17 protein-coding genes and 2 pseudogenes are annotated in these 25,202 nt (G+C 28.1%); 8 read left to right on the top strand and 11 right to left on the bottom strand.

Annotated elements, in window-relative coordinates; genetic code table 11:
• A pseudogene (locus EPJ72_RS13085) lies at positions 1 to 181 on the top strand (hypothetical protein); the annotation flags it as partial.
• Between the two features lie 75 nt (positions 182 to 256).
• Here EPJ72_RS13085 and EPJ72_RS11085 read toward each other — a convergent pair.
• The 5 genes from EPJ72_RS11085 to EPJ72_RS11065 all read right to left on the bottom strand — a co-directional run bounded on the left by EPJ72_RS11085 (position 257) and on the right by EPJ72_RS11065 (position 6,943).
• The gene (locus tag EPJ72_RS11085) at positions 257 to 685 is read right to left on the bottom strand and encodes an ankyrin repeat domain-containing protein (protein ID WP_147732203.1); all 429 of its coding nucleotides are present in this window, start codon (positions 683 to 685) and stop codon (positions 257 to 259) included.
• Between the two features lie 198 nt (positions 686 to 883).
• Entirely contained in the window at positions 884 to 1,987 is a 1,104-nt protein-coding gene (gene rsgA / locus EPJ72_RS11080; RefSeq protein ID WP_147732202.1) for a ribosome small subunit-dependent GTPase A, read from the bottom strand.
• Between the two features lie 59 nt (positions 1,988 to 2,046).
• Positions 2,047 to 4,353 carry an alginate O-acetyltransferase AlgX-related protein gene (locus EPJ72_RS11075; RefSeq protein WP_147732201.1) on the bottom strand — a complete coding sequence of 769 codons (2,307 nt, stop codon included), beginning with the start codon at positions 4,351 to 4,353 and terminating at the stop codon, positions 2,047 to 2,049.
• 12 nt (positions 4,354 to 4,365) lie between these two features.
• Positions 4,366 to 5,778, bottom strand: coding sequence for an MBOAT family O-acyltransferase (locus tag EPJ72_RS11070; RefSeq protein WP_147732200.1), 1,413 nt, complete (start codon positions 5,776 to 5,778; stop codon positions 4,366 to 4,368).
• A gap of 229 nt (positions 5,779 to 6,007) precedes the next feature.
• Positions 6,008 to 6,943: a DDE-type integrase/transposase/recombinase gene (locus EPJ72_RS11065; protein ID WP_147732199.1), complete on the bottom strand. Its 936-nt coding sequence runs from the start codon at positions 6,941 to 6,943 to the stop codon at positions 6,008 to 6,010.
• 177 nt (positions 6,944 to 7,120) lie between these two features.
• Here EPJ72_RS11065 and EPJ72_RS11060 point away from each other — a divergent pair, with 177 nt between their 5' ends.
• The 3 genes from EPJ72_RS11060 to EPJ72_RS11050 all read left to right on the top strand — a co-directional run bounded on the left by EPJ72_RS11060 (position 7,121) and on the right by EPJ72_RS11050 (position 13,276).
• Positions 7,121 to 8,893 carry a SpoIIE family protein phosphatase gene (locus EPJ72_RS11060; protein ID WP_147732198.1) on the top strand — a complete coding sequence of 591 codons (1,773 nt, stop codon included), beginning with the start codon at positions 7,121 to 7,123 and terminating at the stop codon, positions 8,891 to 8,893.
• Between the two features lie 93 nt (positions 8,894 to 8,986).
• The gene (locus EPJ72_RS11055; RefSeq protein WP_147732197.1) at positions 8,987 to 11,404 is read left to right on the top strand and encodes a penicillin-binding protein 1A; all 2,418 of its coding nucleotides are present in this window, start codon (positions 8,987 to 8,989) and stop codon (positions 11,402 to 11,404) included.
• A gap of 9 nt (positions 11,405 to 11,413) precedes the next feature.
• On the top strand, positions 11,414 to 13,276 hold the full coding sequence (locus EPJ72_RS11050) for a conjugal transfer protein TraB (RefSeq protein WP_147732196.1): 1,863 nt from the start codon (positions 11,414 to 11,416) through the stop codon (positions 13,274 to 13,276).
• Between the two features lie 890 nt (positions 13,277 to 14,166).
• Here EPJ72_RS11050 and EPJ72_RS11045 read toward each other — a convergent pair.
• On the bottom strand, positions 14,167 to 14,559 hold the full coding sequence (locus EPJ72_RS11045; protein WP_147732195.1) for an Hsp20/alpha crystallin family protein: 393 nt from the start codon (positions 14,557 to 14,559) through the stop codon (positions 14,167 to 14,169).
• A 33-nt stretch (positions 14,560 to 14,592) separates the two neighbouring features.
• Positions 14,593 to 15,018: an Hsp20/alpha crystallin family protein gene (locus tag EPJ72_RS11040; RefSeq protein WP_147732194.1), complete on the bottom strand. Its 426-nt coding sequence runs from the start codon at positions 15,016 to 15,018 to the stop codon at positions 14,593 to 14,595.
• 310 nt (positions 15,019 to 15,328) lie between these two features.
• Between EPJ72_RS11040 and mscL the strand changes: the two genes are divergently transcribed.
• From mscL to serB, 4 genes are all read left to right on the top strand, one after another.
• The gene (gene mscL / locus EPJ72_RS11035) at positions 15,329 to 15,787 is read left to right on the top strand and encodes a large conductance mechanosensitive channel protein MscL (RefSeq protein WP_147732193.1); all 459 of its coding nucleotides are present in this window, start codon (positions 15,329 to 15,331) and stop codon (positions 15,785 to 15,787) included.
• 138 nt (positions 15,788 to 15,925) lie between these two features.
• The gene (locus EPJ72_RS11030) at positions 15,926 to 17,071 is read left to right on the top strand and encodes a pyridoxal-phosphate-dependent aminotransferase family protein (RefSeq protein ID WP_147732204.1); all 1,146 of its coding nucleotides are present in this window, start codon (positions 15,926 to 15,928) and stop codon (positions 17,069 to 17,071) included.
• Positions 17,072 to 17,226: 155 nt separating this feature from the next.
• A complete protein-coding gene (serA, locus tag EPJ72_RS11025; RefSeq protein WP_147732192.1) occupies positions 17,227 to 18,831 on the top strand; it encodes a phosphoglycerate dehydrogenase in 1,605 nt (534 codons plus the stop codon).
• Positions 18,832 to 18,843: 12 nt separating this feature from the next.
• Entirely contained in the window at positions 18,844 to 19,464 is a 621-nt protein-coding gene (gene serB, locus EPJ72_RS11020) for a phosphoserine phosphatase SerB (protein ID WP_147732191.1), read from the top strand.
• Positions 19,465 to 19,906: 442 nt separating this feature from the next.
• Here serB and EPJ72_RS11015 read toward each other — a convergent pair whose 3' ends face one another.
• The 4 genes and pseudogenes from EPJ72_RS11015 to EPJ72_RS11000 all read right to left on the bottom strand — a co-directional run.
• Entirely contained in the window at positions 19,907 to 21,250 is a 1,344-nt protein-coding gene (locus EPJ72_RS11015; protein ID WP_147732190.1) for a citrate/2-methylcitrate synthase, read from the bottom strand.
• Between the two features lie 29 nt (positions 21,251 to 21,279).
• Entirely contained in the window at positions 21,280 to 22,539 is a 1,260-nt protein-coding gene (gene icd / locus EPJ72_RS11010; RefSeq protein WP_147732189.1) for an NADP-dependent isocitrate dehydrogenase, read from the bottom strand.
• A 170-nt stretch (positions 22,540 to 22,709) separates the two neighbouring features.
• Positions 22,710 to 24,965 carry an aconitate hydratase gene (locus EPJ72_RS11005; protein WP_147732188.1) on the bottom strand — a complete coding sequence of 752 codons (2,256 nt, stop codon included), beginning with the start codon at positions 24,963 to 24,965 and terminating at the stop codon, positions 22,710 to 22,712.
• An 82-nt stretch (positions 24,966 to 25,047) separates the two neighbouring features.
• A pseudogene (locus tag EPJ72_RS11000) lies at positions 25,048 to 25,202 on the bottom strand (IS1595 family transposase); the annotation flags it as partial.

Here is a 25,202-nt window from a genome sequence, read left to right as displayed (position 1 = left end):
AAGAGAATTTTATTCACGATTAAATAAAAATATCACAGTAGAATTATTGAGAGAAAAATTAAAAGAATATACACATTTTTATAACAATCAAAGATTGATTTCTTCGTTAGGTTATATTACAATCAAAAAAAGAATCAAAAATATTATAGCAAGTAAAAGTACAATATCTATGGCTCCATGACAAATATTATAATTTTAATATAATTTAATATTTTTTTTATTTTTTTATGTTAAAAATATTGATAATATTTAAAAATTATTTAGAAGATGCATCTTTTAAAATTTTAACTATTTCTTTATGTCCTCTTTGAGTTGCATAGTTTAATGCTGTTTTTCCGTATTTATCTTTGATATTAATATCTGCTCCAGCATTCACCAACATGTGAACTATCTCAGTATGACCTTTATATGAAGCTCTGCTCAAAGCTGTTCTATTTCTAACATTTACAGCATTTAAATCTGCTCCCTTTTCTATTAAAACTTTAACAACTTCTGTAAGTCCCTCTTCTGATGCCTCTATCAATAGAGTTTCTCCCATTGTGTCTTTTGTGTTAATATTGGCTCCCGAGTTTATTAATTCTATAGCACTTTTAGTATCTTTTCTTTCTAGAGCATCCATTAAAGACGTTCTTTGAGCAAATAAAGATAAACTAAAAACCATTATAAAAAATATAATTTTCTTCATAAAAAATCTCCATTTAATTTCTAAAATACTCATTATAAAAAACAGTATAATAAATATAATAGAATTTGTCAATTTTTTGTAAACAAATTTATTATAAGTTTACTTTTTTTTGAAATATTAATATAAATCAATAAAATAAATTTACATTACAAACTATAATGTATATTAATTTTTAATAAAGATAATTATAAAAACAAATCATTTTTTATTTTTTATATTCATTTTCTTATAATTATTTCTATGCTTAGTGATTTTCTTCAATGCCATTTTTCTATCTTTCTTTATCTCTATAGAACTTTTCTGCAACTCTCTGTTTTCATTAAGAAGTGTTATATAAGCATCATATCTCTCGTAAGGTATTTCATCATTTTCAAGGAGCTCCAATATATAACAATCTGGTTCATGCTGATGAGTACAGTCTTTAAATTTACACTTTTTAGCGTACTCTTCCAAATCCTCAAAAGTTTTCTTTATACCTTTATCATCTTCCCAAAGACCTAAATTTCTTAAACCTGGAGTATCTATTACAACGCCTCCGCTCTCTAATACTAAAAGCTCTCTATGAGTTGTGGTATGCATTCCTTTAAAATCATACTCTCTCACCTCTTGAGTTTTCATCTTCTCATCTTTCAAAAGATAATTAATAATAGTAGATTTTCCAGCACCTGATGCCCCTATAAAAACTGATGAAGTATCTTTCTTAATATATTTCAAAAATGTATCAGCATTCTTTCCTGTTTTCGAACTATATGCAAAAGCTGTTTCATTAGGATAAGTTTCTTTTATAGTTGCCAACAATTCTTTATACTCAGCTTCTTCATATAAATCTATTTTACTTATTGCAATTATTGGCTTAATTCCAGAAGTGTGAACAACTGACAAATATCTAGCAATAGCAGACATCGGCATTTCATTATCAATTCCTACTATAATAAAAGCATAATCAATATTGCTTACTATAGCCTGTATATCATTTTTTTTAATATTAGCTTTTCTATATAAAATATTTTTTCTTGTAAGTATAGTATCAATAAAAGCATTATTATCAGACTTTTTCATTAGTACCCAATCACCAACCACAGGAAGCTCGCTTTGCACTTCAGAGTTATATCTAATCTTTCCTTTTATTCTTGCTAAAAACTCTCCCTCATCAGAAAAAAGTGTGTAATATCTTTTATTAATCCTTATCACCCTAGCAGGCATAAGTTCTTTGTTATTAATTTCTTCTAAACTATTAACCTTCAAAGCTGATAAGACTAATTTCTCAAAATATTCATCAAAGCCTATATCTTTTATTTTCAATATTTTTATCCTCAATATAATAATTATTATATAATACTAAATATAAAAGTTTTGTCAATTTAATTATTCGTTGCAACATAATTTGTTTTTAAATCTTTATTAATTTCTTCTATTTTATAATTAGGCAAAATATTCAGTAGTCTATTCTTCAAATCTCTTTCTATAATTTCCAATACTATAACATCAGGTTTTTCTTTTAATAAAGAATTGTAACTAAATGCAGTGGGATCATAATATATAGATTCTGTAAATTTCTCACCTACATAATCAATCATATTGTTCATATAAGAATCTCTTATAAACATTACTTTCTTTTTTATACTATTGTTACAAATCGAAAATGATTTAAAATAAGGTTCAAATGTATTTGATGGAGCTATAAAAAAATTTTCTTTTAAATAATTTGATATAGCAGGATATTTATCATTATTATAAAACTCAAACTTATTTAATGCTAACATATATGACATATCATTATATGGGTTATTATATATATTTTTATAATAGTTCATTTTATAACTATCTTTGTTATCAAATAATAGAATATTAACAGAGTCAATATTGTTATATTCTATACCAAGTAAATCCAAAATATCAATATATCCAAGATATGCCCCACTGTAATTCCAATGCGTATCATACTTAAAATATAGTTGATATTTATCTTTGTATTTCAATAAATTATTTTTTGTATAAATTAATTTTATATTAGTATTATTACTTATATAGTCTACTAATTTATCTGCTGGAGAAATAATATTCTTCCTTTTTATATAGTCAGGCATATAATTAGTATATATGAATTGTTTATCATTACATATCATAAGTATAAAATCCACATTATATTTTTTCAGTTCCATATTAAAATGCAACAAATTATATTTTACTTGTTCTAATTCACTTTTTGTAAAATATTCAGAATCTAATCCAATATACTTTTCTATTAAATTTTGTGTTTTAAAAAATAACCAATTATCTTTACCTAATAAAACCCTATCATTATGAATATGCTTAAAAAAAAATATATCAATTATATTTTTTAATTGCACTAATTCATTTCTAAAAGAAACATAATCATTAAAATAACTTTGATACTCTTTTGGATATTTATCTAAATGCTTTATATCTAATATTGGTTTTGAAGAAAAAACTCTATTCTCATAATTGATGTGATCAAATTTATTATAAAATACTTTATATATTATATTAGGCATAATTAAAAAACATAAAAATATTATTAATATATAAACATATCTATTTATATTTTTAATAGTATTTCTTAATAGATAAACAAAAATACTCAAAAATATAAAAACTAATAAAATTATAATATAAAAACTAGATTTTATTTTTAGACTATATTGAATATTATCTATATTTTCCTCTATAATTTTATCTGAACTCAAAACTCCAAAAGGATTACCTTTTTCTGAAAATTCTGTTTTAACTATATAATTAGGCAAACTATTAGTAGTTAAATAAACTCCGTATATGTCACTATTCCTAAATACTTTACTATAATAACTTATTCTAAAATTATAACTATATCTTGAAATATTAGAATTAGTAAAAATATAATTAGTTAATAATGAATAATCTAATTTATCATCTGAAGAAAATAGTTTTTCAGTAGTTTCTATATCTATGTTATTTAATTCTAAAGTATCATCAGCATTGATAGAAATATCTGATAAATAACCTTCTCTCTCAATATTACCTAAAATAGATAAAGAAACCCAAAAAAATATATATATCACTAAATATATTAATAACAATTTCCTATATTTTTTGAAAAGAAAAAAGATGTAATGAAAAATATTAAATAATGATTTTCTAAAAATATATACTAAAATAACAAACAGATAAAATAATATTAAATATAAAAATAAATTAGAAAACTTTAATTTCAAAAAATATTTGACATTATCAATATTACTTTCTATTTTATCAGATGATATTAGAATACCAAAAGGACTTCCTTTATAATCAAATTTTATTTCTTTTATAAAATTATTATCTTGAATAATTTTGTTAGTATCTGTATAAACCCCATAAATATCACTATTTCTAAATATTTTACTATAATATTTTATTCTAAAATTGTAACTATATTTTGAAATATTAGAATTTGTTAAAATATAATTAGTTAATAATGAATAATCTAATTTATCATCTAAAGCAAATAATTCTTTAGTATCTTCTATATCAATATTATTTAATTTAAAAGTATCTTCTGCGTTAATAAAAATTTCTGATAAATACCCTTCTCTATTAATCCTTCCTAAAACAAATAAAATTGATGTTAGTATTATAAAAATAACACCTATAGATAACAATATTTTATTAAATAATCTTATATTTTTCATAGAACAACTCTCTTAAAATCTGAAATAAATAAATGGATTGTAAGTACCATTAACCAAATACATAATACAAATAAATAAAAGTATGAATTGAATAACACTTTCTAACACATAAACTCTGCTTGAAAATATGGCTGTTTTAATCTTTGGAAATACACTCTGAAGTAAGCCGCAAAATAAAATACCAAATACAAAACATACTTGTGTCTGAGGGTAAAAGAAATATCTTACTGTAAATATACTTTCTTTATAACTAAACATTAATTTATATAATTCTAAAGCATGTTTCAGATCATTAGCTCTAAATAATACCCAGCCAAGTACAAATACCAATATTACATATATATGATTTATAAACTTTAATTTATTTTGTTCTAATAACTTACCTAAAAATATACGCTCTATCACTAAAAATAATCCATGCCATAAGCCCCAAAGAATGAAATTAAAACTAGCACCATGCCATAAACCTGTAGCAAAGAAAACTATTAATAAATTTATATAAGTAAAATATTTTCCTTTTCTATTTCCGCCTAAAGGTATATATAAATATTCTTTAAACCAAGTGGATAAAGATATATGCCATCTTCTCCAAAACTCCTGAACTGACTTTGATATATAAGGATAATTAAAATTTTCTAAAAATTTAAAACCAAACATATGCCCCAAACCTATAGCCATATCTGAATAACCTGAAAAATCATAATAAATTTGAAGAGCGTAAAGAATTGCTGCTATCCAAGCTAATGCAGTTCCTATATCAGTTATTGGCTGTTTTAATATTTCATCGCAGGATAAAGCAAACATATTGGCTAGTATTACTTTTTTTGACAGTCCGTAAATGAATCTTTTTATTCCATAACTAATATTCTCTAAACTCTCTGTTCTATTTGTTATTTGAGTATCTATGTCATGATACTTAACTATTGGTCCTGCTATTAGCTGCGGAAAGAAAGATATATATAAAGCTAAATTTATAATATTTTTCTGAGCTTTATTATGTTCTCTGTAAACATCTATTACATAAGATAAAGCTTGAAAAGTGTAAAATGATATACCTATTGGAAGAACTATATTTTTCAATTGAATTACTTCTTTTTTTGATACAGAATTGATTATAGATATAGCAAAATCGGTATACTTAAAATAACCTAATATTGATAAATTAATTGCTATACATAAGGCTAAATATATTTTCTTTTTTAATTTATTATTTTCTTCTATAGTTTTATCTATTAATAATGCAAAAATATAATTAATGATTATAGAAGAGAACATTATTAAAGTATAACTAACTCCGCCCCAAGCATAAAATATAATACTTGCTATTAATAATAAAATATTTCTATATTCTTTTTTAATAAAATAATACGATATAAAAACTACCGGCAGAAAAAGCCACAAAAAAATCATGGAGCTAAATAACATAATAACTCCATGACTATAAATTTTTTATTTAAAAATAAATTTATTAAAGAATTATAATATATTAGGTGCGGTGCGGTGCGGTGCGGTGCGGTGCGGTGCGGTGCGGTGCGGTGCGGTGCGGTGCGGTGCATAAGATTACTCCGATTTTTTATTTAATATATTACAATAAATATTACTTAATGTCAATTTTTCTAAATTATTATTTTATAAAATATATTATATTCAAATGTCATGGAGCCATAGATATTGTACTTTTACTTGCTATAATATTTTTGATTCTTTCTTTGATTGTAATATACAATAACGAAGAAATCAATCTTTGATTGTTATAAAAATGTGTATATTCTTTTAATTTTTCTATTAATAATTCTACAGTTATATTTTTATTTAATCGTGAATAAAATTCTCTTTCGTCTATGCCGTGTACTCTTTCTACTACACCATTGTATCTTGGTGTTGCTATAGGAATATATCTCCTCTCTAATTTATTTTTTAAGCAGTATTCATCAAAAATATTGATTTTAGAGGTATTGATACAGCGGTATGTATATTCCATACCATTGTCCGTTTGTATAGCCTGTATCTTAAAAGGTGAAGTTTTTAAGACATATTTTAAGAAAGATAAAGCACTATAAGGTGTTTTATCTTCATAGATTTGCCTCCAACTATAACGTGTAGCTAAATCTACAGCAGTGAATTGATAAACTGTTTTTCTGCCTAATTTGATATATTTAGTGTCTATTTGAACTATTTTGCCTTCTTTTTGTATTTTAGAGACAAATTTACGTTTATCATATCGCTTCTTTTTCTTTTTTATTTTGTATCTCCAAAGATTATTTCTTTTTAGTACATTCTCTATAGCTGTAACCCCTATCTTAATGCCTTCACGGTTCAAATATGCTTTAATATAATGCTTACCTCGATATTCTTTAGTATAGAGTTCAATAATTAAATTAATAGCTTCTTGATTATTAAAGATATTTGGAGAAGTTTTCGGTCTAGTGGTAAGATTAGTAACAGTTCCAGTGTCTTTATATTTCTTAAGCCAAGTATAAAAAGTGGATTTATTTATTCTTTCCATCTTTAAAAATCTTTTAATATTTTTAGTTTCTAATGCTTCATCCACTATAAATAATTTAAATTCTGTGCTATAATCTCTTTTCATAGTAGTATCCTTTTATTTGTTTTCTATATCAAAATATTATAACAAGGATACTGCTTTTTTTATACTAAAAAATGTCCAATATCTCATACTCCTAAACATATATTATATTCAAATATATTGACTATAAAATACACTATGATATAATCTACTTCAAACGGCTAATATGTAGAGGTTTTAGTGAATATAAATGAAATAATTGATAACCCTGAAAAAAAAATTGAGGTGTTTTCTAATATCATAAAAAAAATGAATTCTTCAACAGATTATGAAGAAAGTTTAATAACTCTTATCTCTGAAATAAAAGCTGTTATGAATTCAAATACAATACTTTTATATTTAGTAGATCAAGAATTAAGTAATTTAAACTTCGAAATGTCTATAGGACCTTTAGGTGATAAATGTTTTGGCTCTATTATAGATAATGATAAACCAATAGCAGTAAGAGCATACACCACCTCAGCTTCATTATATTCTAATGACCCAAAAGAAGATTCAAATTTTGTGCCTTTAAAAGATATGATAGGAGATGAATTAAAAAATATATTATTTGTACCTGTAAAAATTAGAAAAAGAAATATAGCGGCAATATTTCTATTAAATAAAAAAAATGGTAATTTTGTAGAAAAAGATACTGTATTAATGAAATCTTTTGCTCATTTAGTATCTTTATCTTTAGTAAACAAGATTAATTATGAAAAGGCACAATCAAGAGCATATGAAGTTGCTGCTTTATATGAGATGTCTATATCAATCAATAGATGCGAAACGGTTGATGAAATATTAAACAACAACATTAGTATAGTATGCGAAGCTTTTGAAGCACATAGAGTTTCAGTGATCTTAAAAGAAAATGGAGTATTTAAATTTAAAGCTGCAATAGGTATTGATGAAGATATTTTGCAATATGGCGTAGTTACTGTAGAAGATAATGTACTTGCTGAAATATTAAAAACTAAAAAACCTGTTTATTCTTTTAATGTTTCTAAAGATCCTAGATTTAAACCAAATAAATCTTTAAGATATAATAGAGAGAGTTTTATAGCAGCACCTATAATTATAAAAGATGAAATAATAGGCTTTTTATGTGCTACAGAGAGAAATATTAATAAACCATATAATTTAAGCAACTTAATGTTATTAGAAATGTTAGCACAGCAGTTGGGTGAAAACTACATGCATGTACTTTTATCTGAAGAGTCTAAAATAAAAGAATCTCTTACAGAAGAAATTAACTATACAGAGCAATTACAAAAAAGTGTACTTCCAACACATTTCCCAAATGATAACTTATTTGATATTGCTGCAATAAGCATACCAAGTAAAAATGTTGGAGGCGATTTTTATGATTATATAAAAATAAGCAGCAGTAAATATGCACTTATAATAGCAGATGTATCAGGCAAAGGGTTAGGTGCTGGTTTCTTTATGACTATGACAAGGTCTATATTAAGAGTTTATTTCTCCCAAATAGATGACCCAGCAAGCATATTAAAATACACAAATAGGCATATTTATGAAGATTCTAAAAACGGAATGTTTGTTACTTGTTTTTTAGTTGTAATAGACACAAAAAATAAAACTTTAACTTATTCTAACGCCGGACATTTACCTCAATATTTAGTAAAAAAAGATGAAACTTCAAATACAAAAATAATAGAAGAGCTGCATGCAAGAGGCAAGCCATTAGGATTTGTAAAAAATGAAGTTTATACAAATAAGAAAGTAAAATATTCATCAAATGACACAATAGTATTATTTACAGACGGAGTAACTGATACTTTTAATAAATTTGATGAGGTTTACGGAGATGATAGATTAAAAGAACTCCTTAAAAATGACTATGATAATCCTAAAGAATTATTAGATGATATAGTAGAAGAAACTGTTGCATTTAGAGATGAGGTTGCTCAATTCGATGATATTACTCTATTAATAACTAAAATTTTATAATTATTTTAAAATCAACTATAATTTATATGCTTGATTAATTGAATAATTATTTTATAATATAGAGAATAACTTTAAAATATTTAGGATAAAAAATTGAAAGTAAAAGATTTTTTCAAAAACAAACTATCTAATTTAAAAAATAAATATAATACAGTAAACCTTAATAAATTCATAAAAATATATATAGCAGTATTGGTTATAATATTTTCTATAGGCACTTTAGTATTCGCATTTTTAATAGCAGATATTATAAGGCAGCCGGACGTTCAAGCAGTAGAACTATATAAACCTACAATACCAACAAAAATATACGACATAAAAGGCGAAGTGATATCAGAGTTTTTCTCGGAACAAAGGTCATTGGTGGAATATAAAGATTTGCCTCCTCATCTTATAGAAGCAATTATATCTATGGAAGATAATAATTTCATGAAACATGACGGTATAGATATAATAGGTATATTTAGAGGCACTATTGGTAATATGATTGTTGGTAAAAGACCAAGAGGAGCAAGCACACTAACTCAGCAGGTAGCAAGAGGAATAGTATTAAAATCCAGAGAAAGAACTATTATAAGAAAATTAAAAGAGATATGGGTAACATTTCAAATAGAAAAGAGATTAACTAAAGAAGAAATAGTAACATTATATTTCAATCAAATATTTTTCGGCCATTCGGTTTACGGAGTACAGGCTGCAAGCAGATTTTATTTTAATAAGAATGTAGAAGATTTGGATTTAGCAGAATGTGCTTTGCTTGCAACACTTCCTCCTTCACCAAACACATATTCGCCTATTAATAATCCAAATATATCTATGAGCAGACATAAAGTTGTTCTAAAAAGAATGACAGATTTGAAGTTTATAAGCAAAGATGAAGCAGATAATGCCTACAAAGAATTTTGGGCTTCTTATAGCGGAAAGATAGGAAGAAGAGGCTCTACTGCTTATAGTGCTTCAATAGACAGAGCTCCATATATTACAGAATATGTTAGAAGAGAATTGATTGATAAATACGGTGAAAAAGCATTAAAAGAAGATGGACTTAAAATATACACTACTATAGACATAGAAAAACAAGAAGCTGCACAAAAATTATTAACTGAGGCCTTAAAAGAATATAATGATAAATATGAAGGCGGTTCTATGGATATAAGCACTATCTATGACAGAGAGCTTATAGATAAAGTGGAAATGCTTTCTTTATTATTTGAGCTTCCAGAAAATATGGCTAGAAATAAATTCTCTATAGCTGTTCGTTCACTTCTTAACCAAGACACATCAAGTTCACTAGCACTTATTTCGGATATGTTTGGTATGGAAGAAGTTAATGATATTATGATGGAAGTAATGAAGGCAGATGAGGCAGAATTATCCCGTCAAATAGAAGGGGCGTTAGTTGCAATAGACCCAAGAAATGGATATATAGTTTCAATGGTTGGAGGCTCAGAATTTACCCCAAGAAACCAATTTAACAGAGCTACTCAAGCAAGAAGACAGGCAGGAAGTGCATTTAAGCCTTTTGTATATGCTGCTTCTATGGACGTAACTAACTATAACCCAGCAACTATAGTAAGCGATGCTCCTATTGGTTTTGTACCAGAGGAAGGAGAAGAAGGAAAAGTTTGGATACCGAAAAACTATTCGGACAATTTTAAGGGAGATGTTAGCTTAAGATATGCTTTAGCTGTTTCGCTTAACATTGCTACTGTAAATGTTGTAAACTATGTTGGTATTACAAATGCCATAAGATATATAGAGCCTATATTTAAAGCACAGCCTGACGATGCTAAATCTAAGAGAATGTTTAACCCAGATTTGACATTAGGACTTGGTACAGGACTTTTCACGCCATTAGAGCTTACTACAGGATTTGCTACTATAGCTAACAAGGGTAAAGAGGTTGAACCTATACTTATAAGATATGTTACAGATAGATACGGCGTTATGATGGACAATTTTGAAGAGGATTTAAAAAGAGAAATCAGTCTTAGAGGCGGAGCTAAACAGGTAATGAGTGAAGAAGTGGCTTACATGATTAGCGATATATTGGCTGGAGTACTTAGAGGCGGTACTGCTACTAGTGCTATGTATGAAGCAGGATTTACTAGAATGGGTGCTGGAAAAACTGGTACTTCTAATGACTGGAAAGATGCTTGGTTTGTGGGATATACCCCTGAACTTACCACTGGCATATGGATTGGTTTTGACTCTTTCAAATATTCTCTTGGTAACCATCAAGTTGGAGGAATAGTTGCTGCTCCTATTTGGGGTAAATATATGGTGGCTGCACTAAAAGATATAAAACCTACTTGGTACTCTCAGCCTGAAAATGTTGTGAGATTAGAAGTGTGTGCAAGAAGCGGTAAATTGCCTAGCTCTTCTTGCCCTACTCTTACTACAGATTTATTTATAAAAGACAAAATACCTCAAGAGACTTGCAATGTTTGTGATACTTATTTAGAAGACACTAGCAATCTTGACAGTATAATTGATTCTTTTTTTGATTAATAATTTTTTATGAGTAATATAGTTAATATTGATTCTAATGTTTTAAGATATAATAATATTTTAGCTATACCTTCTATACATTCAAGGGTATATTTTGCTTTGGCTGTGAGGGAAGCTTTTTATAATTTTAAGCCTGATGCCATAGTAGTAGAGCAGCCTTTAAACTTTTATAAATCTCTAAAAAATGCTGTTGCTAGACTTCCATTTGTTAGCTTAATTATAAGAGAAATAGAAAACGAAGCTGTTTATATACCTATTGACCCTTGCGATTCTATTATAGAAGCTATAAGGCTTTCAATAGATGAAGAGCTGCCATTATATACAATAGATAAAGATATCACATCGATAAACACTAATTCTCATTATCTTATGCCTGATGATTATTTATTAAATAAAATTGGGCTTGAAAGTTTTTATAATGAAGTTAAAAGTAATTATTCATTCGTAAAAACTAAAATAGATGAAGAGAGAGAATTATTTATGGCTAGAGAGTTAAGCAATATCTCTCAAAAGCATGAAAGAATATTATTTGTTTGCGGAATGTCGCATTGGGATAATATTTTAAATTTACTTAAAAAAGAAAAAATCGAAATTAATGATGAAAAAATTGAATATATTGAATATAATGAAGATAACAACAAAATATTTAATATACATGAAAACTCTATAAATAAAGTACTTGGAGAGTTTCCATTTACTTCTTATATGTATGAGAAATATAGAAACAATGAATTAGATAAGTTTGATAAAATAGAAATTATAGAAACTATTTTTAGAGAGGCTAAATTAAGATACAAGCTTCCTATATCTATGCTGCAGCAAAAGAATATGATGAAATATTTAAGAAACTTATGTATATTAGACAATTATATTCTTCCAGATTATATAGATATGCTTACAGCTTCAAAGTGTATGATTAATAATGATTATGCTTTGGAAGTAATGGAAGGTATGGAATATTATCCTTACTATACAGATGAAGATGAAGATTATCCTACAATAAAATTAAACCGTGACCCTGCCACTAACGGAATGGAAGGTTTATTAAAAGACAAAAAAATAAAGCTTCATCAATATGATAATATATGGAAAACTTCTTTTAAGAAAGTGCATGTTACAACACGTCCGAAAGAAAAATATGACGGTGAATGGGCTGATACTTGGAATAAAAGAACTAATTTGCTTTCACATATACCTGAAGATGTGCTTATGGAAAAGCATATGAATATACTTAGAAACAAAATTAGAAATATGCTTACAGAGGATAAGGCAAAAATAGAGCCTTTTAAGGTGAGCATTAAAGACGGTATTGATATGCGTGAGACTATAAGAAATTATTATAAAAAAGAGATATATGTTAAAGAGATTCCAAAGATAAAAGGCAATATTGGGCATATGGTTGTGATATTTGATGAGGAACATGACGAAAATTATGATTGGAATATAGTTTGGTATAGCGAAGCACATGATGATAGTGATTTAATACTTTATTCAACAGAGCCCGGTAACACTTTGGTTGGTCCCGGTATATCAAAATGCTCTTTTGGGGGTTATGCTTCTTTAATGCCTCCTCAAGCTCCGTATAATGTATGGAGAGAATATGCTAAACTTAAAAAAGATGGTATAGTGAGAAATTATGCTGATTTATTGTTGTATACTGCTATAGTTTATTCTGTGGACAAATATTTAGGTTACGTTGCCCCTACTCCGCCATCAAACATATTAAAAGAGTTTGCTAAAATGACAACAAAAGTAGAGATAGTTTATGTGCCATTAAATACATTCTCTAGTGAAACATTAAGAAAATTAAGACATTTCCATGTACTTGGAGCTAAAAGATTAAGAAGCATAGCTAAAGATTATATTATTTAGTAATTATATATATTTTAAAATCTATTAACAAAAATTAGCTTTTTTATTTTAACTATTTACAGGAATTTCTTCCGTACCCTAATTATTTTACGACCGAAATACTTACCTTCAGGTATGACCCAAAAAAGTAAAAGACTGTATTTTTATAAAATTAATATAGTTTAATATTCTTTTTTACTTGCACTTTTTGGTTTTTTGACGAAGTCCGCACCGCGACCGAAGGAAGTGCCTGTGGTGCGAAGGCGGGAAAAAGAACAATAAAATTTTTACAAACTTAATTTTTTTAATATACATTAATATAAAAAATTATTTATTTAAATTAAGATATTTGCAGGGCTTTGCCCCGCACCCCAGTTCTTTTATTGGTATAAAAGAACCAAAAGAACTGCATTTTTAGTCAAAATACAAGTATTATATATATTCTAAGATATAGAGTAAAAACACTCGTACTTTTTGCTACGGGAAAAAGTTGAATAAAATAAAAAACTTATATGACAATTTTTTTAAGTTTGTGATTTGTGGTGGCTTTACCCCCTGCGAAGCGTGCCCTTAGGGTACACGCCCCAGTTCTTTTGCCGATAGACACCTACTCAGTATTGGTATAAAAGAACCAAAAGAACTGCATTCTTATTATAAATTTCATAATTTAATTGTACATTAAAAGGCACTCCTCCGCACGACTAAGAAGTTATAATTAAAGCATAACATTAACGTGCGGCAAGGTGGTACAGCTCGTACGCGGGAAAAGTTGAATAAAAAAACGATAAAATATAATTGTTTAGATATATACTAAAACGATAAATTATTTAAAATATTATTTATGTAATTAAATTTTAAAATAAAAAATGCATGCATCATAAATGCATGCATTTCACAAGGCAATATATTTTTTAAGCTATTTCTATTCTTTTCTCATACTTAACTTCTTCTTTCTTTGGAAGAGTAAGAATCAATACGCCATTTTCAAAATTAGCAGATATATTATCAACATCTATTGATTTATCGCTAATGTTAAAGCTCTGCTCATATTTTGAAACAACCTCTTCTTTATCACCCTCTTCGCTTTTTATAACTTTCTTTCTCTCAGCATATATTGAAAGTATATTCTCTTTTACTCCAATCTCTAAATCTGATTTTTTTACTCCGGGCATATCCATCTCTATTGTATAGCCTTTATCATCTTCATTTATATTGTAGTTTCTTTTATAAAAAGAATAATCTCTCATACAACTATCTCCGCTATGACATCTACTACTAAACATTGGGAAAAACATTCTTGACATAATACTAATCTCCTTTTTTATATATATTATTTTTTAAGCTATTTCTATTTTTTTCTCATACTTAACTTCTTCTTTTTTTGGAAGAGTAAGAGTTAAAACACCATTCTCAAAATTAGCAGAAATGTTTTCAATATCTATTCCTTTCACGCTAATATTAAAGCTTTGTTCATATTTTGAAACAATTTCTTCTTTGTCACCATCATCACTTTTCATTACTTTCTTTCTTTCAGCATATATTGAAAGCATATTCTCTTTTATACCAATATCCAAATCCTCTTTTTTTACTCCCGGCATATCCATCTCTATTGTATAGCTATTATCATTCTCCTCTAATTTATAATCGCTATATTTAGAAATGCTATTTTCTTCATTATAAAAATTATAAAAATTATCAACATTAGAAAAATTATCAAAATCATCTAATATAGAATGTAAAGCAGGTAAAAATATTCTTGACATAACAAAATCTCCTTTTTTTTCAATTAATAGTAAGTAGCATTTTTATTTTTGCTACACTATATATTATGCAAGAATTATGCCAAATATTATTTAGTAAGTTGTATATTTTTTATACATTTATTATCTGTTTTTATAAATAAAACAAATACTTATTTTAATATATGTATCATTTATATACACAAAAAAATACAGCCTTGTAAACTTTTAATACTATAAATAACACTACTAAAAATAAATGTATCATAACTGATACAATAATTTTTAAATATATTATATAATTACATAACAGAAAAATTAAGGAGTATAATTTATGCTCAAAGAGTTCAAAAATTTTATAATGCGTGGAAGCGTAATAGATATGTCTATTGGTATTATAATAGGTTCTGCTTTTAGTAAAATAGTAAACTCATTTGTAGGAGATATTTTAATGCCTCCAATAGGTTTAATGCTTAGCGGAATAGATTTTTCTAATATATTTATAGTGATAAAAAAAGGAATAGAAAACCAAGGTCCATACACTTCATTAGAGATGGCAAAAAATGCTGGTGCTGTTGTTATAAGTGTTGGAATATTTTTTAACGCTATAATAAGTTTTATAATCACAGCAATTTCTATCTTTATAATAATAAAAGTGGTAAACAAAATACAAGAAAAACTTCCAAAAGAAAAAAAAGAAGATAAAAAAGAAATTAAAGTATGCCCTTATTGTTATTCTAATATAAATATTAAAGCTGTAAAATGTCCAAATTGTACATCAGATTTAAACTAAAATATTGATTTTATCATATAAAAACGATAAATATATAAAAAATTATTTAAAATATTACTAAATACAGTATTGTAAAATATGTATAAAGTAATATAATATCTAAATATATTTAAATAGTATTTTTTAGGAGATTACATGATGAGAGATAAAACTTTTTTAATGATACCGGGACCTACACCTGTACCAGAATCTGCTTTGATAGAAATGGCAAAACATCCTATGGCACATAGAAGCAAAGAATTTTCAAATATATTAAAAGAAGTTTATGAAGATTTAAAATATGTGTTTCAAACTAAGAATGATGTATTTTTATTTACAGCAAGCGGAACAGGAGCAATGTGTGCAGCATTAGAAAATATTGTTAATGAGGGTGATAAAGTATTGTGTTTGATAATTGGTAATTTTGGTGCAAGATGGGCAAAAATTGCAGAAAGCAGAGGAGCTGAAGTTATAAAAGTGGAAGTGCCTCTTGGCGAAGTAATAAAACCTCAAATGCTTGAAGAGGCTTTTAATAAAAATAAAGACATAAAAATAGTAACACTCACACATAGTGAAACTTCAACAGGTGCTGCTAATGATGTAAAAACATTATGTTCTATAATAAAAAAACATGGAGCATTATCAGTTGTTGATGGTATAACAAGTTTATGTGCTATGGAGTTTAAAACTGATGAATGGAATATTGATGTTGCATTATCAGGCTCTCAAAAGGGATTTATGATAGCTCCGGGACTTTCATTTTTAACTGCAAGTGAAGACGCTTTTAAAGTGCATGAAAAATGTAAATACCCTAGCTTTTATTTTAATTGGAAAGAACATAAAAAATCTTTAGCTAAAGATACTACACCTTTTACTCCTGCAGTAAGTCTTATAACCTCACTTCATACATCTTTAAAAATGATTAAAGAAGAGGGAATTGAAAATATTAATAAAAGACATAAAAAACTTTCTCTTGCTTTAAGAGCTGCCATAAAAACTATAGGCTTAAAACTTTTTGTGGAAGATGATAATAATGCAAGCTATGCTATCACTTCAATACTTCCACCAGAAGGAATAACTGTCCCTGATATAAGAAAGACTTTGAAAGATGATTATGATATTGTTGTTGCTAATGGACAGGGAACTTTAGAAAATAAAATATTTAGAATGGGTACTTTAGGATTTGTATGCGAAAGAGATTTAATAATGGCAATGGGAGCATTAGAAGCTAGCTTAATTAAATTAGGATACAAATTTGAAGTTGGAAGCGGAGTTAAAAAGCTAATAGAAGAACTAAATAAATAATAATTATTTTATATACAAATTATTAATTTTTATTTGTTTGATTTTCATGCTTCAAAAGTTTTTCAGAAAACTACAAAATAAAAAATTAATATTTTTATTTAAAAAAATATATACTAAAAAATTATAACACATTAAATTAAATGGAGAATTGCAAAATGAAAGTTTTGATAACTGATAAGATAAATGAATGCGTCAAGGATATAATAGCAGATACTTCTGAAGTTATATTTCTTCCTACTATGAGCGAAGATGAGCTTGCTAACATAATAGGAGAATATGATGCTTTAATGGTAAGAAGCCAGACAAAAGTTACAAGAAAAATTATAGAAGCTGGAAAGAACTTAAAGATTATAGGAAGAGCAGGAGTTGGTGTTGATAATATAGATGTTGAAGCTGCCACAGAGAAAGGAATAATAGTAGTAAACTCACCAGACGGAAACACTATTGCAGCATCAGAGCATACTATTGCTTTAATGCTTGCTGTATCAAGAAATATAGTTCCTGCTGTAGTTTCTACAAAAGAAGCAAAATGGAACAGAGATAAGTTTACAGGAAATGAGCTTTTTGGAAAGACTTTAGGTGTTATGGGTTTTGGAAGAATAGGAAGAAAGGTTGTGCATATTGCTCTTTCTATTGGAATGAAAGTTATAGTATATGACCCATTTGCAACAGAAGAAATAGTTCAGAAAGCTGGAGCCGTATACGAAACTTCTTTAGATGAGTTTTTACCTAAATTGGATTATTTATCTCTTCATATACCAAAAACTCCTGAAACAAATAACATTATAAATAAAGATAATTTATGCAAGATGAAAAAGAATGCTATAATTATAAACTGCTCAAGAGGTGGACTTGTTAATGAAGAAGATTTAAAACAGGCATTAGAAAATGGCACTATAGCAGCTGCTGCAGTAGACGTTTTTGTTAATGAACCAAAGATAGAAACTTGCCCATTAGTTGAATATAAAAATGACAATTTAATACTTACTCCTCATCTTGGTGCTAGTACAAAAGAGGCACAAATAAATGTTGCTTTAGATGTTGCTAAACAGATAAAACAAGTTCTCTCTGGAGGATACACTGAATCAGCAGTTAATATACCTTCGCTTAATCCTGAAAAATTAGAGCCTGTAAAAGACTATATGAAGATAGCAGAAAATGCAGGTGAGATGATAATGCAAATATCTAGCGGCAAAATTAAATCTTTTGAAATAACAGCACAGGGAGAATTAATAGATTTAGATATTCAGCCTCTTGAAGTAGCAGTATTAAAAGGGGCATTATCTTCAATGTTTCAAGATGTAAATTATGTTAATGCTCCTTATCTTGCAAAACAAAGAGGGATAGAAGTAAAAACAATAAAATCTGAAACTCCTTCTACATTTACTGGCATATTAAAAGTAAAACTTACTACAGATAAAGAGGTTAATAATGTATCTGTATCTTTAATAGCCAAAAACATAGCAAGAATAGTTAGGTTAAACGATTATGATGTTATAATAAAGCCTCAGCCTCATATATTGATAGTTCCGCATATAAACCAGCCTGCGATGATAGCAAAAGTAGCAACTGTATTATCAGGTGATGGAATAAATATTGGCTCTATGAATGTATCAGAAAACATAAAAGGAAGTAATATGTCTATAATGGCTATAAACGTTGACAGAATAATAGACAATACTATGATAGAGAAAATATCACAAATAGAAGGCGTTCATCAACCAAAGTATATTAAACTTACTTCAGAATATACACTATAAGGATAAATATAAATGAAATTAGCAGTTTTTGATTTTGACTCCACTTTAATGGACGGTGAAACTCTAGATATTATTGCAAGAGAAACTAATTTTGCAAAAGAGATTTCTGATATTACAGCAAAAGGAATGAGAGGAGAGATTGATTTTTTTGAAAGTTTAGAGATGAGGGTTGCTTTACTTAGGGGAATAAAATTAGAAACTGTTAATGAAATTTGTAATAATCTTCCTGTAATGAATGGAGCAAAAGAAACTATTCACGAGCTTCATAAGAAAGGTTATAAATGTGTATGCTTTTCTGGAGGATTTAAAAATGCCACTACCCTATTTGCACAGAAACTTAATTTAGACGGAGAGTTTGCAAATATATTTCACATAAAAAACAATATACTTACAGGAAAAGTTGGAGGGGAAATGATGTTTTCAAACAGCAAGGGAGAAATGCTTGTAAGATTACAAAAGCTTCTTAATATTTCTTATGATGATACTTTAGCTGTGGGTGATGGTGCTAATGATTTAAGTATGTTTAAATATGCTAAAAAAAAGGCTGCTTTTTGTGCTAAAGAAGTTTTAAAAAAGGAAGCAAATATTGTAATAGATAAAAAAGATTTAACACTTATATTAGATAAAGTTTGAATATATTTTCAAAGGTTTTAATAAAATATCTAAATAACTATATTTTATAATATAAGTTTTTCTTTTATTTAACTTTTTCCCGCGTACGAGCTGTACCACCTTGCCGCACGGTAATGTTATACTTTAATTATAACTTCTTAGTCGTGCGGAGGAATGCCTTTTAATGTACAATTAAATTATAAAATTTATAATAAGAATGCAGTTCTTTTGGTTCTTTTATACCAATACCGAAGGCACTTCCTTAGGTCGTAAAAGAACTGGGGTGCTGACTTCGTCAAAGAACCAAAAACTGCAAGTTAAGAAAGTAATACTAACTATATTTTATATACTAAATATTAAACTAAAAACAATATAAATATTTATTAATGTTTTGAAACAACTCTAATAATAAAAAGGAGCTTTATATAAAATAAAACTCCTTTAAAAATCATTACTATAAAAATTATCTTTTATCCATGCTTATAAACTCTTGAGGCTCTATAACATTTTTATAAGCTGGTCTTATTATTCTTCTATCATCAAAATTAAGCTCTTCTATTCTATGAGCACACCAACCTACTATTCTTGACATAGCAAAAAGTGGGGTATAAAGCTCTTTAGCTATACCAAGCATTTCATATATAAATCCAGAATAAAGGTCCACATTAGCACAAACTCTTTTCTTATCTCCTTTTACCTTTATAAAACATTCTATCGCCCTCTCTTCTATTAACTCTATAAAAGCAAATTCTTTCTCTTTTTTCTTTTCTTTAGCAAGCTGACGAGCTAAATCTTTTAATATAACAGCACGAGGATCAGACAAAGTATAAACTGCATGTCCCATACCATAAATTAAACCGCTATTATCATAAGCCTCTTTATTAAGCATTTTTATTAGATACTCATCTATTTCATTTTTATCTTCCCAATTATCTATCGCCTCTTTTAAATGAATAAACATATCCATAACTTTTGCATTAGCTCCTCCATGCAAATCCCCTTTTAAAGAACCAATACCAGCGGAAATGCTTGAATATGTATCTGTTCTTGATGAGCTTGTAACACGTACTGTAAATGTTGAGTTATTACCGCCGCCATGATCAGCATGAAGTATTAAAAGTAAATCAAGCATTCTAGCTTCTAAAGGAGTAAACTCTTGTTTAAGCATATACAAGAAATTTTCTGCTATGGAATATTTTGGTTTTGGTAATGTTATATTTAAATATTTTTGGTCAACGCTGTATTTATACATATTATATGCATAAGCAATAACAGCAGGAAATCTTGCTATTAATTGTATAGACTGAAGCATTAAATTATCTAATGATAAGTCTTCAGGATTAGGATCATGAATATACATTTCAAGCACACTTCTTGAAAGAATATTCATGATATTTTGCCCTTCCAAATCAATTATATTCATTATAGTTTTTTTATCTAAGTACATATTTTCAGCTATAAGCTCTCTAAAGGACTCAAGTCTCTCTTCATCAGGAAGTTTTCCAGAAAGAAGCAAATAACAAACCTCTTCATATCCAAAACGTTTATTTTTTAATATGTCTTCAGCTATATCATTAATACTGTATCCTCTGTAATACAATTTACCGTCTATAGGATATACATTTCCATTTTCATCTTTTTCATAACCAACAACATCACCTACATTAGTAAGCCCAACAAGTACACCTGTTCCATCTTCATTTCTTAAACCCTTTTTTACATTATATTTTTGAAAAAGCTCACTATCTATTTTTATTCTTTTGCTTGAATGGTCATAAAGTTTGTATAATAAATACTCTTTTTTCATAAATATTCCCTTAAATATATTATTTTTTATTACATTATAGAAACTATTTTTTCTGCAAACTCTCTTGTGCCAAGTGCAGTGCCATTATCCATAAAGCTTGCCAAATCTTCTGTAGCATATCCGCTTTCAAATGATTTCTCTAATGCATTTATTATTAAACCTGCCGCCTCATTCATATTCAAATATTCTAATGCCATCACAGAAGAAAGTATCAATGAACAAGGATTAGCCTTATTTTTTCCTGCTATATCTGGTGCTGTGCCGTGGGTCGCTTCAAAAATAGCATGTCCTGTTTTATAATTAATGTTTCCGCCCGGTGCTATTCCTATTCCTCCTACCATAGCTGCTAATTGGTCTGATACATAATCACCGTTTAAGTTTAATGTTGCTATTACAGAATAATCTTCTGGTTTTAATAATGTGTTTTGTAAAAATGCATCGCAAATATTATCTTTTATTATAAGTTTGCCTTGTGCTTTTGCTTCTTTTAACTTTTCTTTTGCTTTATCTTCTCCAAACTCTTTTTTTATTTCTGCATATTCTTCCATAGTAAAAGTTTTATCAGCAAACTCTTTTCTAGCAAGCTCATATCCATATTTTTTAAATCCTCCCTCGGTGAACTTCATTATATTTCCTTTATGAACCAAAGTAACAGAAGGAAGTTTATTTAATAAAGCATATTCTATTGCAGAACGTATAAGTCTTTCAGAGCCTTCCTCAGATACAGGCTTAACTCCGAAAGATGAAGTTTCTGGGAATCTTACTTTAGTTACTCCCATTTCGTTTTTTAGGAAGTTATAGAATTTTTTTGCTTCTTCTGTCCCTGTTTTCCATTCTATACCTGCATATATATCTTCAGTGTTTTCTCTAAACACAACCATATTAACTTTATTAGGCTCTTTTACAGGTGAAGAAGTACCCTTAAACCATCTTACAGGTCTTAAACAAACATAAAGATCTAAAGTTTGACGAAGTGCCACATTGAGTGAACGCATACCCTCTCCAACAGGAGTAGTTAAAGGTCCTTTTATGCCTATAAGATACTCTTTAAAAATGTTTATAGTTTCATCAGGTAAAGGAGTACCTAACTCTTTTTGTGCCTTATCTCCTGCAAGCACCTCAAGCCATTCAATAGACTTATCTCCCTTGTAGGCTTTTTTTACAGCCGCATTTACAACCATTTGAGAAGCAGGCGTAATTTCTGCACCTACTCCGTCACCCTCTATAAAAGGAATTGTAACTTTATTTGGTACTATCAATTTACCATTTTTCATTTCTATTTTACTCATATTAAAATCCTATTATTATTAATTGTTTTTTATTTGCGGGGACTAGCCCACGCTCCCCCAGTTCTTTTACGACCGTAGGAAGTGCCTTCGGTATTGGTATAAAAGAACCAAAATAACTGCATTTTATTTAAGATACTATAAAGAATATCAAACATTTAAATTTATATAAATCAATTTTTCATTAAACTATTCAATGCTCCTCCGTTTTTAAACCATTCAATCTGTGCTTCATTATATGTGTGAACCGCTTCAAAAGTCTTTTCACTTCCATTTTGATGAATTACTTTAACAGTTAAGTTTTGTTTAGGCCTAAAATCATCAAGTCCTAATATGCTTATTTTATCTTTTTCTTCTATCTTGTCATAATCATCTTTATTTTTAAATGTTATAGCAAGCATCCCTTGTTTTTTAAGATTAGTTTCATGTATCCTAGCAAAACTTTTAGCAAGCACCGCCTTAACATTCAAAAATCTTGGCTCCATTGCAGCATGCTCTCTGCTTGAGCCTTCTCCATAATTCTCTTCTGCCACCACTATAGAAGATATATTTTTTTGCTTATATTCTTTTGCTGTTTTTGAAACCTCTTCATAACTGTTAGTTAATTGATTAAATACAGAGTTTGTTTTGCCGTTAAAGAAATTAACAGCCCCCATTAGCATATTGTCTGAAATATTTTCCAAATGTCCTCTGAATTTTAGCCAAGGTCCAGCCATTGATATATGGTCGGTTGTACATTTACCTTTAACTTTTATAAGCAAAGGCATATTCTCAAAATCTTTTATATTAAACTTATCAAAAGGCTTTAATAACTGTAAGCGTTTAGAGTCTTTATCTATTATAATTTCTACACTCTTGTCTGGTGCATTTTGTCTGTTTTTGTTTTCTGTGCTAAGTCCGTTTTTTGGCAAAGCTATTCCAACAGGCTCATCGAGTTTAACTTCTTTTCCTTCTTCATTAATTAAACTATCTTTAAGAGGATTAAATCTTAAATCTCCCGCAATGCTTAAAGCCATTACAGTTTCAGGAGAGGCAACGAAGGCATGAGTATTAGGGTTGCCGTCAGCACGTTTTGCGAAGTTTCTATTGAAAGATGTTACTATTGAGTTTGCTCTTGTGTTGTCTTTCTCTTCTCTGTTCCACTGACCAATACAAGGTCCGCATGCATTAGTCATTATAATAGCACCTATTTTTTTGAAATCATCAATTATACCATCTCTTAAAGCCGCATTATATGAAGCTTCAGAGCCTGGGTTAATTATTATTTTTGATTTTACTTTTAATTTTTTCTCTATTACCTGACGAGCAATTGAAGAAGCCTTACTTAAATCATGATAAGAAGAATTAGTACAAGAGCCTATCAAACCAACTTCCATAGCTGTAGGATATTTATTTTCTTCTACCTTTTTAGCGAACTCACTTATAGTGCATGCTGCATCTGGTGTAAATGGGCCGTTTATATATGGTTCTAATTCAGACAAATTAATTTCTATTATTTTATTATAATATTTTTCCGGATTATTATACACTTCTTCGTCTGCTTTTAGATTATTTATGTTTTCATTAGCAAGTTTAGCTATCTCTTCGCGTCCTGTAGCAATTAAATATTCTTTTATATTACTGTCATAAGGAAATATTGAAGTGGTAGCCCCCACCTCTGCCCCCATATTACAAATAGAAGCCTTACCAGCAGCCGATAAACTATTAGCACCCTCTCCAAAATATTCTATAATAGAGTTAGTGCCTCCTTTAACTGTTAGAAATCCTGCCAATTTTAATATCACATCTTTTGCACTAGCCCAGCCATTTAAAGAGCCTGTTAATTTTACCCCTATTATATTAGGTATTTTTAATTCCCATTCCATACCTGTCATAACATCAACCGCATCAGCTCCGCCAACACCTATGGCAATCATTCCAAGCCCTCCAGCATTAGGTGTATGAGAATCTGTTCCTACCATCATGCCGCCCGGAAAAGCATAATTCTCTAAAACTATTTGGTGAATAATTCCAGAGCCTGCCTCCCAAAAACCAAGCCCGTACTTTTTAGCAACACTTTCCAAAAAATTATAAACTTCTTTATTAACATTAAGTGCATTTTTTAAATCCTCTTCAGCACCCTTACAAGCCTCTATTAAATGGTCGCAATGTATTGTTGCAGGCACTGCAGAAGAAGTTTTTCCAGCATTCATAAATTGAAGTAATGCCATTTGTGCTGTAGCATCTTGCATTGCTACTCTATCTGGTCGAAAATCTGCATAGTCTTCTGCCCTCTTAAAATCTTTTACTGTTTTCTCATCATACAAATGAGCGTATAATATTTTTTCTGATAAAGTCAATGCTCTATTTAATTTTTGTTTTATACTATTAACTTTATTAGAATAGTTTAAATAAAATTTCTTTATCATTTCTACATCATATATTGGCATACTTTTCCCTCAAAATAAAAAAAATAATATTGTTATTAGTAATACTATACAACAATATTATTTTTGGGGCTGTCCTAGATAACTAAAAAAGCTCCTTTCTTGCTAAATTATATATAATTTCCAACTGTTTGTCAACTTTTGGATTATTAAATCTAAATTGACACTCTTTAATAAATAAGTGAAAATGTTCTTTTGGTATTCCATTAAATTTACGAAGATGTCTCTTTGCTTGATTCC

It is taken from the genome of Brachyspira pilosicoli, assembly GCF_008016535.1.
In the GTDB taxonomy this organism is placed as follows: Bacteria; Spirochaetota; Brachyspiria; order Brachyspirales; family Brachyspiraceae; genus Brachyspira; species Brachyspira pilosicoli_A.
This window is presented reverse-complemented; position numbering and strand designations above follow the sequence as displayed.